The organism is Paenibacillus canaveralius (assembly GCF_047238265.1).
In the GTDB taxonomy this organism is placed as follows: Bacteria; Bacillota; Bacilli; order Paenibacillales; family NBRC-103111; genus Paenibacillus_F.
The window spans coordinates 2,928,956-2,942,974 of the sequence record NZ_JBDFMM010000001.1 but is presented as its reverse complement, the minus strand read 5'-3'; the positions used below and the strand labels follow the sequence as shown (position 1 = coordinate 2,942,974).

Here is a 14,019-nt window from a genome sequence, read left to right as displayed (position 1 = left end):
TCATGATAGAAAAAAGGGAATGGAATCGCGTGAACGGCCATAAGGGTAAGGTGCTGTGGTTCACGGGATTGTCGGGCTCGGGCAAATCTACGCTGGCTGCCGCAACCGAGAAGGAGCTGTTCCGGCGGGGCATCCGGAGTGTCGTGCTCGATGGGGATCAGCTCCGGTCGGGTATTAATCGTGACCTCGGGTTCACGGACGAGGACCGTAACGAAAACCTGCGGCGCGCGGCGGAGATCGCCGCACTCTTTTTAAGCGTAGGATTTGTCGTTCTGGTGCCGATGATTTCCCCGTCTGCGGAAACCAGGAACACGATCCGGGAGAAGTTCGGACCGGAAGAGTACATGGAAGTCTATATAAAGTGCTCGCTTGAGGCTTGCGAAAAGCGTGATCCCAAAGGGCTGTACCGCCAAGCGAGATCCGGTCTCATCAAGCAGTTTACGGGTATCGATTCGCTGTATGAGCCTCCTTTGGAAGCGGAGCTGACGGTGGATACGGAATACGAGAACACAGAGCATTGCGTCCGGCTTCTCGTGGACAGCATCGTCCATGATTGCCAGTCCTAAGAGCGATGAATCCGTGTCACGGCAGTCTGCAAGGAGATGAGGCCGGACGAACGCGCTTCAAGTGGATTTATCTTATCCTTCTGAGCGCTTTGGTGCTTAGGCTCGTCTACATTTTCAGCAATTCGTTTCCTCCTCCGGTCGGCGATGCCATGTTCTACAGCAGAATGGCGAATCAATTTCTGGAGACCGGCATACTTGGCTATAATCAAACGGAGCCTAATGCTTATGTGACACCGGGATTTCCGCTGCTTCTTTCCGCGGTGTATGCGATGTTCGGTGCCGATCCGCTGGGGTTTCAGCTTACGCAAGTCGCGTTCAGCGTCCTCACGGTATGGGTAGTCTACCGGATCGCCCGAAAGTATTTGAGCGAGACGTTCAGTTTGATCGGCGCTGCGTGCATGGCGGTTTATCCGAGTTTTATTTATGCCAACGGGCTGCTTCTGACCGAGGCGACGTTTACGCTGCTGCTGGCCTCGTTTCTGCTGGTACTGTTGGAGGGATTGCAAAGCGGACGGCGTTCGACGTTGACGGCGGCAGGAGTTCTGCTGGGAATGAGCGTCTTGGTCCGGCCGACTCCCGCGGTCCTCGTCCTGCCCCTGGCGGTTTATTTCGCACGCAAGCTTCCATCCCGAAAGCTTATCGTCCAGGCGCTGATGTACGTGGGCTTCAGTTCGTTTATCGTCGTTCTCCCGTGGTGGATTCGCAATTTCCTGCTGTACGGCGAGCCCGTGTTATTTTCCACTTCCGGAAACAATCCATTGCTGTGGGGGGTTCATCCTTATCTCATCGGATGGGAAAATACTTTCCAATCGATTTATCAATTGAATCCCTCCGAGCTTGAACGGAATGCATTATGGGGGGAGAAAGCGAAGGAGATGTTTCAATCGCAGCTTCCTCAGGCATCCTTTATCGAATGGTTTCTGATGGGCAAGCTGAACTCTTTCTGGAAGATTCCCTGGGTCGAAAACGGAGAAATTGCTCATCTCCTCGAAAAATGGCGAAATCCTCTGCACCTATTGATCGTTGCGGGAGGCTGGCTGGGGTTAACGGCAAGTGTCTTGCGAAAGCATTCGATCGCTTTGCTTGCTCTTGTCGTCGTGGTTTATACGGTGATGCATCAAATCATGCTGCCGATTCCCAGGTATGCATACCCGATCATGCCCTACATCATTATTTTATTCTGTTTCGGAATGAATCTGCTCTATGATGCGGCAAACAAGAGAGTAAAGAAGGCGAATCGGCATGCTTCATAAAATCTATTCAGGAGTCATCGTCTTGTTTGCCGCCCTTGTCTTGTACAGCGTATTTATTTTCGACCGGGATAGAGGAGAGCTGGAATGGAGACAAGCTCAGGCGGAGAAAACTATAGAATTGGTGTACACGGATTTTGAAAATTGGACGTCTTACAACATCGGCAAAGAGGGAAGCGAATGGACTTCCACAACCAATGATCCGATCTTGATCGGCCCTTCCATGGAGAGCTCTCAAGCGAAGCAAACTTATTTGGGCATCGAACTTTCGATAAATAGCGGAAGAGAGGTTCAAGTGTTCTGGAGAGGAGCCGGAGAATCATTTTCGGAAGCGAAAAGCAAAGTGTTTTCCGGCAAGTCGATCGAAACGGTAGTCGACGGCGATGTCGAGCAGATTCGAATCGATCCCGCCATGAAACCGGGAGTGAATTTCGTCGTACAAAAGGTGCGGATTGTGAAATATCGCTAGTCCGCCATATTGATCGTCGGCAAGAAAAGCAAGCCAACATCGTTTGCCCGGATAAGCTCGCGAGCGGGCTTTCAACGGGTGCGGCCTAAGCGAGGAATGAAGGTGAGGGGGGGCTGACTGCTCTTCCTCTTTTTTCTTGTATCGGTAAATAAAATGAAAAGGGACGCGATGCGATTCGAACCGTTTACTCTCTTTTAAAATCTTGGATATATTTCATCATTTCCGATATGCCGTTCATTTGCTTTTCCAGCTGCTCATTCAGCTTCTGAAGAGCCGCCTTGAAAGAGCGTTCAATCGTCGTCAGATCATGTGTCTCTAAAGCTTCAAGCAGTTGTTTCATGCTGTCAATAAAGTAGACGGTTTTCCTTAGACTGCTTAGTACAATAATCTTTTTTAGTTCCCGCGCAGTAAAGACTCTATACCCGTTTTCGGGATTCCGACAGGCGCGGATAAGCCCCTCCTTTTCCCAATGTCGAATTGCGGACGGGTTTACACCGGCGATAACGGCAACCTCTCCGATTTTCAATGTATCCGTGACCTGAATATTCCTGTATACGGAAAAATCCGTTTGGTGAATGAGGTTCATGACCTCCTCGACTCTCTGCTTCTCTATCTGAATGTTATGCTGCTGTAAATTGATGATCCAAAGTGCCTGCTCAACGTGCCTTTTTTTCAATAAATTCATGACTTCGTAGGCGATGGGCAGATCGAATCCTTTAATCAAGGATCGTAAAGCAAGGAAAGCTTGAACATGGAGCGCCGTATAATATCTTCTGCTGCTGGCTGTCCGGGGTACGTCAGGCACTAAACCGAGACTTTCATATCTTCGCAGGGTTGTCGTGCTGACGAGAAGTTTGTTGGCCATCTGTTTCGGCGTAAAGATTTCGTCCACATGCGGCTCCTTCCTTAAAGTCAAACTCTAAAGTACAGCAACAATATTATAAGAGACAAAGTCCCGCCAAACAAGGATTCCCGGTATATCAAACGAAATCTTGCATGAATGTTGTATGATCGGAGGTGAAAGGAAAAATCGGGGAGGAAGCTTAATGGAACAGGGACATGCTGCTTTAAAGTACCGGAATCTTAAGCCCGGTCAGTTCATTATGTTCGGCACATATCCGCAGTCTGCAGACGGTAAAGAATCGGCGATTCAATGGCGTGTGCTTCAAAACTCAGGAAGCGAACTGTTTGTTATAAGTGAGTCTATTTTGGACTGTAAAAGGTATCACGGCAAAAGCGCGGATCTGAAATGGCGCGATAGCGTGGAAATGACGTGGCGTGACTGCGGTTTACGCGGGTGGCTGAATGACGAGTTCTTTAACACCGCATTTCATGCCGCGGAAAAGCCATTCATAAAGACGACTCATTGCTCGGATAATGGGGAGGACTGCCCGGATACGGAGGACAAGGTCTTTCTGCTTAGCGCTACCGAGATAAAAAATTTATCCGGGGTCCACGGCAAGGGTTTGAGGCGTGCTGCCGGAACCGATTTTGCCAAGTTAAAAAAGTCCGATGGATGCAGCTTGTATGTATACGATAAAACGAATATCGATAACTATATCGTCAAAGACGGTGAAAAAGCCGGCTGTTCCTGGTGGTGGCTGCGAACACAAGGAAACAAGCCCTCACGTGCGTGTTTTGCAGGTCCGGGTTGCAGTATTCGCAGCTACGGGAATAACAGCATAGACGGTTATGGGGTGCGTCCTGCTTTAAACCTCCATCTTGTATGACAAAGATGGGAAGCAAGAGCCGACAAGGCAGGCGAAATCGGGAATTTCACAAGGTAAACGATGGTTTTCAGTGATCCTGAAGTGAATCTATCCACTAAAACAAGTCTTTTTTCAAGGAGGTACGGCATGAATTACAGTTCACCGAATGAAGCGGCGTTACAGGTGAAGCGATGGCCTAAAAATACCTTGGCGGCGGGTTGTCGTCATACCGTCGGTCTTAAATCGGACGGCACGGTCACGGCTGCGGGTGATAATAAACACGGCCAATGCGATGTAAAGGGCTGGCGCGATATTACAGCGGTTGCGGCCGGAAATGTTCATATGGCGCCCAATACCGGTAACGCTCACACCATCGGCCTTAAATCGGACGGCACGGTGATAGCTGCGGGTTGGAACAAGCATGGCCAATGCGATGTAAACGGCTGGCGCGACATTGCGGCGGTAGCGGCGGGATGGCGCCGTTCCGTCGGGATTAAATCGGATGGCACGGTGGTGGCTGCGGGCCGAAATAAGGAAGGCCAATGCGATGTAAACGGCTGGCGTAATATCACGGCGGTAGCGGCGGGTGACTGGCATACCGCCGGACTTAAATCGGACGGCACAGTGACGATGGCGGGGAACAATCGGTATGGCCAATGCGATGTAAGCGGTTGGCGCGACATTGCGGCGGTAGCGGCAGGTTACCTTCATACCGTCGGGCTTAAAACGGACGGCACGGTCACGGCTGCCGGCATGAATAAGCATAACCAATGCGATGTAAGCGGCTGGCGCGGGATTGTGGCGATAGCGGCGGGCAGCCATCATACCGTCGGGCTTAAATCGGACGGCACGGTCATGGCTGCGGGCATGAATAAGCATGGCCAATGCGGCGTAAAGGGCTGGCGCGATATTGTGGCGGTAGCGGCGGGCTGCGCTCATACGCTTGGCCTGACATCCGACGGGAGAGTAGTGGCTGCGGGTGATAATGCATATGGCCAATGCGATGTAAGCGGCTGGCACAGCATGCAGCTTTCCGGCGCGGTTAGTTCAATCTTGCTTTCCCGAGAAAATAGGCCGGCTCTCTGCGCGATGAAAACGTCAATTGAATAGCATTTCAAATCGCGTTCCGAAACAGGCCGGCTCCGTTGGAGATCGGCTTTTTTCTAGTTGGATAACTTCAGAAACTGGATAAAAAATTGTTATAGATGTTGACAACAAAATTCGTCTATGGGAGTATGGATATATAAAACTTACATTATTTAGTTATTTTATTGATTTGCAGGTAAAAAAGATAATACTGCATTATTTTACAAATAAACCTAATCGAAAGAAGTGAGTATGGATTTGGGTATCAAGGAACTGGAATTGAGCATCCCGCCTATTGTCGGCTATCAGTATCTGGCGTATCCCCTATGCACAGTGCTCACGCGCAATGAGGCGCTGCCATGGTTTTACAGCAATTTCATTCATCTTTATTGTCAACATGATCTTGACGGAGAAGGCGCTGCGCGCTCTGTGCCTATGACTTTTTACGGGGAAGATTTTATCCGCTGTCCATGGCTGATTACGCAAAAGCTGGAACGCGACTATGTGTTGGATTCATCGCCCGGAATTATCGAATTTCTGATCAATAGTATCCGTTCAAACTATACGGTTTCTCTTCATGTAAATGAGTTCTATATCCCCCGGAGAAGAGTTTATCAACAAACTCACTATGCTCACGATATTCTGGTTTACGGTTACGATGACGCGAGAAGAACGTTTCTTGTTCTCGGTTACGATGAAGAAATGCAGTTCCAGAAAACCGTAGTGCCATACCATGAAATGGAGCAAGGGTTCCAGAACTTGGAATGGACGAGCAACTATAAAGAACAAATCTACCTTTTCAAATTTAATAAAACGGGAAGCTACCGGCTGGATGCGGCGTTCATCAAGGAATCCCTGGAAGAATATATGACGGGCAGTAATATTTCCTTACGGGACAGGGGAACGGCAGATCCGCTGGAGGCGGCATTCGGCATCCATGTGTATGAAGCGCTAATTCGCAATATGCCCGTACTTGTGCGCAAACGTGATATCCGTCCCATCCACATTCTGTGGGAGCACAAGAAACTGATGGGGCTGCGAATCCATTATTTATGCGATCAGGGACTCCTTTCACCGGATTTGGCTGATTGCTTCCGGCCCATTGAAGAGCAGGCATACGCTTTGCGGCATTTGTTAATGAAGTACGCTTTAACCGGAGACGACACCCTGTTGAAGCAAGGGCTGGGCGAAATGACTCACATCATGGAAAGCGAAAAACGAATACTGGGAACGGTTTTAAAAGCGCTGGACCTTCGGGTTCTTTCCTAGTATCCGTATCTTATTCCCATTGGAGGTTATTTCTATGGAGGCAAGCAGGCTCTATCCGCTCACACATCCGCAAAAACGAATTTGGTATGTAGAAAATATATACCCGGGTACGAGCATACATAATATCGGAGGGCTCATCAAAATTTATGGCCCTGTCGATTTTTCCTTGCTGGAGGAAGCCATTAATCAATTCATCCGGCTCAACGATGCCGTGCGCATACGGTTAGTCGAACAAGACGGTGCGGTACAGCAGACGGTGGCGGAATATCGCAGGAAAACGTTCCCGTTTGTCGATTTTACACATCACGAATCGGATGTGGATGCCTGGGTGAGTGCCGAGTTCGGCAAACCTCTCGCGCTGGACGGGGAACAATTGTATGATTTTGTACTTGTCAGGATCAGCGAAACGGAAAGCGCGTATCTCACAAAATTCCACCATATTATTTCGGACGGCTGGTCTTTTCAATTGATGACGACGCATATCAATCAAATTTATACGCAATTGATGCAAGGGGAGGAGGTTCGTCAGGAACCGCGTCCTACTTACCTGGAGTACATTGAACAAGAGCAAAAGTATTTGACATCCCCCCGTTTTACGAAAAACAAAACCTATTGGAACATTAAATTCGATCACCTTCATGACATTGAATTTCAAAATACGACAATCGGCACCGCCGGCAACCGCAAAAAGTTCTCTATAAGCCGGTCCGCTTCCGATGCCATCCGCGACTTTGCCAAAACCCATCATATTTCGTTGAATACTTTTTTTGTAGCAACGATGCTCCTTTATCTCCACAAAGCGAATCAGCAAAACCGTCTCCTGATTGGCACTCCTGTTTTGAATCGTACGGGGGCCAAAGAAAAAAATACATTCGGCATGTTTACCAGCACGATGCCTTTTCTCATTGACATCGAGCATGAAGTGTCCTTCACCTCGTTCATACATAACGTCAACCAGGAACTCATTCAATGTTATTTCCATCAGAAATATCCCTACAATTTGCTTGTACAGGATCTTCAGCTTCAGCAGCGGGGATTGGATCAATTATTTCAGATATGCGTGAACTATTATAATACGGCATTCGACCGGAACTTCGGTCCCGGATGGAAAATGCAGCAGATTGAAGCGAATAACGGGAACCAGTTGTATTCCTTGCAGCTTATCGTCACCGAGTGGTCATCGGATGAAGAGCTGGAGCTGTATTTCGATTATAAAGAAGGCGACTACACGGAGAAGCAAATCGATGAACTGCACAGCCGTCTTCTACATTTAACCGGCCAGGTCCTGAGCCGTCCCGATACTCCGCTTAATGAGCTGCAGACTGCTTCTTCCGGATGAGCGCTCGAAGCTTCTATATACGGTTAACGCGACTGACTGCGAATATCCCTCGCATAAAACGATCTTGCAGTTATTCGAAGAACAAGCCGAGCGGAATTCTGAACGCATTGCGGTTTCATGCAAGGGACAATCGCTTACTTATGGCGAGCTGAACGAACGCGCCAACCGGCTTGCACGAACACTGCTGGAAAAAGGGATAAGCCCTCAAACCCCCGCAGCTATCATGGGCCGTCACTCTCTGTCAATCGTTGTAGGCATCTGGGCGGTAATCAAGGCCGGCATGGCTTATCTGCCGATCGATCCCGAATATCCCAAAGAACGGATCGAGTATATTTTGAAGGATAGCGGAGCGTCCCTGCTGCTGACCCATGGCAAGGAATGGGAACGGCTTTCTTACAGCGGTGAGGTTCTTGCGCTCGATGATGAACGTATGTACGACAAGGACGGGAGTAATTTGCCGGCCACGCTTACGGCAGACGATTTGGTCTATATCATCTATACCTCAGGATCAACTGGTAATCCCAAAGGTGCGATGATCGAACACAGGGGACTGGTGAATTACATCCGGTGGGCGGGAAAAACGTATAACCGTTCCCAAAGCGACGTGTTTGCGCTGTACTCTTCCATTGCTTTCGACCTGACTGTGACTTCTATCTTTGTACCGCTAATTAGCGGAAGCCGTATCGAAATTTACGAAGATGACGGAAACGACTTTATAGTTAAACGTATTGTGGAAGACAACAAGGCCACAGTTATCAAGCTGACGCCGGCTCATCTGGCGCTTATCAAAGATATGGATTTCAGCGAATACACGGTCCGGACATTCATTGTGGGCGGTGAAGATTTGAAAAGTTCGCTGGCTCGCGAGATACATGAACACAGTCGGGGCGGAATTGAAATCCTTAACGAGTACGGACCGACCGAGACTGTAGTCGGCTGTATGATTTACCGTTATGATCCGGCGAGCGACGAAGGGGTATCGGTTCCGATCGGACAGCCGATTGACAATGTGCAAATTTATTTGCTGGATCGGCAGCTGGAGCCGGTCCCGAACGGATCGACTGGCGAAATCTATATATCGGGAGACGGGGTGGCCCGGGGTTATTTGCACAGAGAGGAGCTTACTCAAGACCGGTTTCTTCCCAACCCCTTCCTTACGGGCAAAAGGATGTACCGGACGGGAGATTTGGCCGTGCGCCACGATAATGGCCAAATCGTATATTTGGGCCGGATCGATCATCAGGTCAAAATTAAGGGATACCGCATCGAAATGGGGGAAATCGAGCATCAGCTGCTTGAAGTGAGCGGCATTGAAGAAGCCGTCGTCATTGACCGCACCGGAGAAGACGGTCAGCAGTATCTTGCCGCATATTACGTCGCTGCGGGACGGCTTACGGCTTTGGAGCTGCGGATGAAGCTGGCAGAGACGCTGCCTTCCTATATGATACCGGCTTACTTTGTCGGTCTCGATCAATTGCCGCTTACTCCGAACGGTAAAGTGGACAGGCGTCTTCTGCCGAATCCCGAACAGTACCTCGATACAAGAGAGCCCGGAAAGGCCAGTCAGATCGAGACGCTGTTAATGAACATATTCAAGGATGTACTCTGCAGGGATGAAATAACGGTTCAGGATAATTTTTACCGGCTCGGCGGTGACTCCATCAAAGCCATACAAATTGTATCCAAAATTAAAGCGGCCGGTTATCAGCTAAAGGTACAGCAAATTATGAGCTATCCCGTTATTCGTGAACTGGCGGTGTTTATTGAACGAAACACCACTGCCCCGATCGAACAGGGACAGAGTTACGGGGAAGTTAAGCCGCTGCCGATTGCATCCTGGTTTTTTTCAAGAGAATGGGATAATCCTCATTACTACGCGCAGTCTGTGCTGCTCCGGTTAAGTCCGTCCATAACGACAGATCAGCTTCGCGATGCGTTATTCGCCTTAATCGACCACCATGACACCTTAAGACTGCAGGCTGATGAAAGTCCGGGCCGCCTGATATACCGGCCTGTCGAACGCGGGGACGTGGAGCTTGCCCGCTGCGACCTGAGCGGTATTCCGGAAGCAGAGCGGGCTTCGGTTCTGAAAAAAGAAGCCGAATCATTCAAAGCAAGTGTGCGGCTCGGACAAGGCCTTTTATTCAAGGCTCTTGTATTTGATGAAGGAAGTCAGGGACAACGTCTCTTGCTGACAGCACATCATTTGATCGTAGATGGCGTATCCTGGCGCATTTTGCTGGAAGACTTGGACCTGCTGCTGCAAGCGGTCGTAAGCGGGGCGGCATGGACTCTGCCGAATAAAACGCATTCCATCCAAACCTGGTCGGATGCGATAGATGCTTACGGACGCGAAAAGGCGCCGGAATATCACGAATACTGGCATTCGGTCCTAGAGAACGCGGAAGACAGCCTGGATGCCGATTATCCTTCGGATGACGACCGGATTGCCGTATGCGCTACGCTTGTCCGGGAGCTTTCCGAGCAGGAGACGCACAGGCTGCTGGGGGAGGCGAATACCGCTTTCCGGAGTCATGCGGGCGATTTGCTGACCGCCTCGTTGGCGATGGCCTTAAGCGATATTACCGGCAAGCAAAAAATCACGGTCGAATTGGAGGGACACGGACGCGAAGAGTTGTTCGAGAACATGGATATATCCAGAACCGTCGGATGGTTCACTTCGCTGTATCCCGTTAACCTCCTGATGAATGAAACCGGAACAGCGGGGATCATCAAGAGCATAAAAGAACAGCTCCGCTCCATTCCAAACAAAGGAATCGACTATGGTATCTTGGCCTATGGTTCCGGCGGCATTCCGAAGACGGGCGGCAACCTGGTCCGTTTCAACTATATGGGTGAAATCGATAATCAGTTGCACAGCCCTGTGCTCGCGCTCGCCGGGGACGATACCGGAAGAGATACATGCCCGAGCAACAGGTTGTCCTGTCTGGTCGATGTGGTAGCCATGGTTACGGATAACAGGCTCCAGATCCGCATGACATACAGCACGGCTATGTTTAACCCGGAAACAATAGACACGTTCATGCAAGTTTTTATGCAGCGGCTGGCTGAAGTCATCCGGTTAGGCTCAGACAGGGAACAGACTGATTTTACGCCTTCTGATTTTGAGACTGTAAAGCTCGCGCAAGAAGAACTTGACGTACTTTTCCAATCATAAAGGGGCGGACAATCGTGGTTAAGAAGCTTGCTTTCTACGTACTGATGATGCTGCTGCTAGTCAGCCCGACAGCCGCATCCGCCGAAGACGGAGCCCCTGCTTCGCAAAAACAGCCGAACATAGATGCGGCCGCTATCGACGGGTTTGTGCAGGCCGAGCTGGTGAAGGCGCAAAGCCCGGGAGCCGCAGTCGTGATCGTGAGCGGGGACCGGGTGGTTTATACGAAGGGATTCGGGCTCGCCGACAGAGAATCGGGGATACCCGCTGCAAACACTACATTGTTTGAATTGGGATCGACGTCCAAAGCGTTCACCGGACTGGCCTTGTTAGAGCTGGAGCGTGAAAATGCGCTTAAACTTGACGATCCGGTCACCCGCTATATTCCTTGGCTCTCGCTAACCTATCAAGGACAGCCGGCGAATGTGACGCTGGCTCATCTGCTGCACCATACGAGCGGAGTACCTTTCGCTTCACTCGCTTCCATCCCGATCAGTTCCGAGGAGCAGGCCCTGGAGAAGACTGTACGGGCATTATCGGGCACGGAACTGGACACCCCTCCCGGAGACAAGTATCAGTATGCCACCATTAATTATGATGTTCTGGGGCTGGTCATCCAGGAAGTATCCGGCATGCCGTACGAAGCTTACATGTCGGGGATGCTGAAGCGGCTTGGCATGAACGACACGGTACCTGCGGCACAGCTGCAGGATAGGCAGCGGCTCGCCAAGGGATATAAGATCGGATTCGGCTCGCCTCGTCTGTACGAAGCCCCCGATTACAGGGGCAACACGCCCGCCGGTTATATAGTCTCCAACGCGGACGATATCGGGCAGTGGCTGCTGCTTCAGCTCGGGACGAAGAGTATCTCCGAGGCGGAACGGAGCATCATCGATCGTTCCCATATGCCCGATACGAGCGTAGGACCGGACGCCGGCGGAACCTACTATGCCTCGGGGTGGTTTGTAACTTCGGACGGCAAAGAGCTCTCACACCAAGGCTCTAACCCCAATTTTTCGTCCTATTTCATCATGCGTCCGCAAGAGCGGCTCGGCGTAGGAGTACTCGCCAACATCAACTCCGCCTATACGTTTCATATCGGTCAAGGTCTGATGAGCCTTCTGCGGGAACAGGAGCCACCGCCCGCTCAAGCGGATTTCTATCCGCTGCTTGATCGAATTGCGATGATCTCGCTGAGTGTCATCAGTGTCTTCGTGTTTATACTGGCAGGCAAAGCAGTCCGCGTCCCCGGACATTTACGCCGCCGGCGGCGCACTTTCGTTCCGCCAAAAGGAAGAAGGCTCATCGGCCTCGGAGCTGCGGTCGTGCTGACCGGAGCCTGCTTGTGGGGAATCGGCGTGCTGCTCAAGACTGCATTTGCAGGCCTGCCGCTTGCCGTTGTCGCGGTATGGTCGCCTGTCACCATCATCTGGCTCGTCTATGCGCTCTACCTATTCGTCGGAATCGCATTCCTGTCCTTTCTTGCAGTCTGGCTGTTTCCATCCGTGAAACGCCGTTCGGGGACGATTCCGCCGGCACAGGAGGAGGTGATCTAAATGAAATGCAAGCTGTTCTGCCTGCCCTACGCCGGAGGTTCCGCGACCGTCTATACAAGATGGAAACGCTATCTGCATGACCATATTGAACTGCATCCCGTTGAACTCGCCGGAAGGGGAAAAAGAATGCTCGAACCTCCTTACGACAGCATGGACGAACTGGTGGAAGATTTATATGACGGATATTTGGACACGCATCTGGACGAAGCTGATTTTGCTTTCTTCGGCCATAGCATGGGAGCCCTCATCGCTTACGAGCTGGCGCATGCCGTCAAGAAGAAGAGGGGGCGCGAACCCGTCCATTTATTCGTCTCGGGGACCTATCCGCCTCACACCCGCAGGATTCTTCCGCTGCATCTCTTATCCGATGCAAAACTGCAGCAGGAAATCAAACTGCTTGGCGGAACCGAGGATGAAGTGTTTGAGCGGGAAGATCTGCTGCGGCTGTTTTTACCGGGCCTGCGGAGAGATCTGGAGCTGGTGGAAACGCATCGCTTCGAGAGCAGAACGGAGCGTATTCACTGTGATATATCCGTGCTCAACGGAAAAGAGGACAGAGCGACAGAAGGTTTCAACCTTATGGAATGGTCCGCATATGGCAGCCGGGGCTGTCACCTTTATGAATTCGAAGGAGGTCATTTCTTCCTAAATGAACATACGGAGCAGGTAGTGGCGCTCGTCAATGATATGCTGAGCAGCCCTGTTGAACGTGAACAAATGTCCACCAAAAAGGAGTCGTGAATTCATGATACGAACCGTCGGAGTAGTCGGTGCGGGTGTAATGGGCAGCGACGTTGCCCTGGATCTGGCCTGCTATGGATACGAAGTGGTGCTCAAAGATATTAGCGAAGATATCTTGCATGGAGCTAAGGAGAAAATTAAGACGGATTTCCGGCTGTTAAAGCTGGTCAAGCCTCAGGCGAAACAGCTTACCGTGGAGGACGTTCTGTCCCGCATTACCTTTACCACGGCTTATGATGACTTCGCACGCGTCCAGTTTGTTATTGAGAACGTGACGGAAGAATGGGAACTTAAGAAAACGGTATTTACGGAACTGTCCGGGGTGTGCGGCTTAGAGACCCTCTATGCGGTTAACACAAGCTGTATTTCCATTACGAAGGTCGGCTCGTTAATGCCAAGACCGGAGAATGTCATCGGTATGCATTTTATGAACCCCGTGCCGATGAAGGAACTGGTCGAAGTCATCCGGGGCGAGCATACATCGGACGAGACCGTCGCCGCCGGGGAGCAGTTTTTAAAATCATTCGATAAAGTCCCGGTAGTGGTTAACGATTTCCCCGGTTTCGTAACGAATCGGGTCCTTATGCTGACGATTAACGAATGCGTCTGGACGGTGCAGGACGGTGTCGCGGAGCCGAAAGATGTCGATAAGATTTTCCGGCTGGGCTTCGGCCACAAAATGGGGCCGCTTGCTACATGTGATCTGATCGGCCTGGACACCATTCTCAATTCGCTGCTGGTGCTGCAGGACAGCTACAAGGATCCGAAGTTTCGGCCCTGCCCGCTGCTCGTTAAGATGGTGGACGCCGGTTACCTGGGCAAAAAATCGGGAAAAGGATTTTTCGATTACAGCAAGTAG

12 protein-coding genes are annotated in these 14,019 nt (G+C 50.7%); 11 read left to right on the top strand and 1 reads right to left on the bottom strand.

The window, feature by feature from the left end; all coding sequences use genetic code 11:
- Positions 1–2 precede the first annotated feature (2 nt).
- The 3 genes from cysC to ABC395_RS13360 are packed head-to-tail and all read left to right on the top strand — an operon-like array spanning position 3 to position 2,285.
- Entirely contained in the window at positions 3–566 is a 564-nt protein-coding gene (cysC, locus tag ABC395_RS13370; RefSeq protein WP_413003739.1) for an adenylyl-sulfate kinase, read from the top strand.
- Positions 567–571: 5 nt separating this feature from the next.
- Positions 572–1,819 carry an ArnT family glycosyltransferase gene (locus ABC395_RS13365; protein ID WP_413003737.1) on the top strand — a complete coding sequence of 416 codons (1,248 nt, stop codon included), beginning with the start codon at positions 572–574 and terminating at the stop codon, positions 1,817–1,819.
- Entirely contained in the window at positions 1,809–2,285 is a 477-nt protein-coding gene (locus ABC395_RS13360; protein WP_413003735.1) for a hypothetical protein, read from the top strand. Before ABC395_RS13365 ends, ABC395_RS13360 begins: the two co-directional genes overlap by 11 nt.
- A gap of 184 nt (positions 2,286–2,469) precedes the next feature.
- Here ABC395_RS13360 and ABC395_RS13355 read toward each other — a convergent pair whose 3' ends face one another.
- Positions 2,470–3,177, bottom strand: a complete 708-nt coding sequence (locus tag ABC395_RS13355) for a MerR family DNA-binding transcriptional regulator (RefSeq protein WP_413003733.1) — start codon at positions 3,175–3,177, stop codon at positions 2,470–2,472.
- 154 nt (positions 3,178–3,331) lie between these two features.
- On the opposite strand from ABC395_RS13355, the gene ABC395_RS13350 reads away from it, so the two are divergent.
- The 8 genes from ABC395_RS13350 to ABC395_RS13315 all read left to right on the top strand — a co-directional run bounded on the left by ABC395_RS13350 (position 3,332) and on the right by ABC395_RS13315 (position 14,019).
- Entirely contained in the window at positions 3,332–4,015 is a 684-nt protein-coding gene (locus ABC395_RS13350; RefSeq protein WP_413003731.1) for a DUF6273 domain-containing protein, read from the top strand.
- A gap of 126 nt (positions 4,016–4,141) precedes the next feature.
- Positions 4,142–5,104: an RCC1 domain-containing protein gene (locus ABC395_RS13345; RefSeq protein WP_413003729.1), complete on the top strand. Its 963-nt coding sequence runs from the start codon at positions 4,142–4,144 to the stop codon at positions 5,102–5,104.
- Positions 5,105–5,332: 228 nt separating this feature from the next.
- Positions 5,333–6,349: a cysteine peptidase family C39 domain-containing protein gene (locus ABC395_RS13340; protein ID WP_413003727.1), complete on the top strand. Its 1,017-nt coding sequence runs from the start codon at positions 5,333–5,335 to the stop codon at positions 6,347–6,349.
- 34 nt (positions 6,350–6,383) lie between these two features.
- Complete coding sequence (locus ABC395_RS13335; RefSeq protein ID WP_413003725.1) at positions 6,384–7,688, top strand: condensation domain-containing protein; 1,305 nt, start codon at positions 6,384–6,386, stop codon at positions 7,686–7,688.
- Positions 7,660–10,866 carry an amino acid adenylation domain-containing protein gene (locus ABC395_RS13330; protein WP_413003723.1) on the top strand — a complete coding sequence of 1,069 codons (3,207 nt, stop codon included), beginning with the start codon at positions 7,660–7,662 and terminating at the stop codon, positions 10,864–10,866. The genes ABC395_RS13335 and ABC395_RS13330 overlap by 29 nt, the downstream gene beginning before the upstream one ends.
- A 14-nt stretch (positions 10,867–10,880) precedes the next feature.
- Positions 10,881–12,419, top strand: a complete 1,539-nt coding sequence (locus tag ABC395_RS13325; protein WP_413003721.1) for a serine hydrolase domain-containing protein — start codon at positions 10,881–10,883, stop codon at positions 12,417–12,419.
- Entirely contained in the window at positions 12,420–13,160 is a 741-nt protein-coding gene (locus ABC395_RS13320) for a thioesterase II family protein (RefSeq protein ID WP_413003719.1), read from the top strand.
- A 4-nt stretch (positions 13,161–13,164) separates the two neighbouring features.
- Positions 13,165–14,019 (top strand): 3-hydroxyacyl-CoA dehydrogenase family protein, encoded by an 855-nt coding sequence (locus ABC395_RS13315; RefSeq protein ID WP_413003717.1) that lies wholly within the window; start codon positions 13,165–13,167, stop codon positions 14,017–14,019.

Coding starts and splice junctions, on each gene's coding strand:
- cysC (WP_413003739.1), top strand. CDS start 3: ATGATAGAAAAAAGGGAATGGAATCGCGTGAACGGCCATAAGGGTAAG.
- ABC395_RS13365 (WP_413003737.1), top strand. CDS start 572: ATGAATCCGTGTCACGGCAGTCTGCAAGGAGATGAGGCCGGACGAACG.
- ABC395_RS13360 (WP_413003735.1), top strand. CDS start 1,809: ATGCTTCATAAAATCTATTCAGGAGTCATCGTCTTGTTTGCCGCCCTT.
- ABC395_RS13350 (WP_413003731.1), top strand. CDS start 3,332: ATGGAACAGGGACATGCTGCTTTAAAGTACCGGAATCTTAAGCCCGGT.
- ABC395_RS13345 (WP_413003729.1), top strand. CDS start 4,142: ATGAATTACAGTTCACCGAATGAAGCGGCGTTACAGGTGAAGCGATGG.
- ABC395_RS13340 (WP_413003727.1), top strand. CDS start 5,333: ATGGATTTGGGTATCAAGGAACTGGAATTGAGCATCCCGCCTATTGTC.
- ABC395_RS13335 (WP_413003725.1), top strand. CDS start 6,384: ATGGAGGCAAGCAGGCTCTATCCGCTCACACATCCGCAAAAACGAATT.
- ABC395_RS13330 (WP_413003723.1), top strand. CDS start 7,660: ATGAGCTGCAGACTGCTTCTTCCGGATGAGCGCTCGAAGCTTCTATAT.
- ABC395_RS13320 (WP_413003719.1), top strand. CDS start 12,420: ATGAAATGCAAGCTGTTCTGCCTGCCCTACGCCGGAGGTTCCGCGACC.
- ABC395_RS13315 (WP_413003717.1), top strand. CDS start 13,165: ATGATACGAACCGTCGGAGTAGTCGGTGCGGGTGTAATGGGCAGCGAC.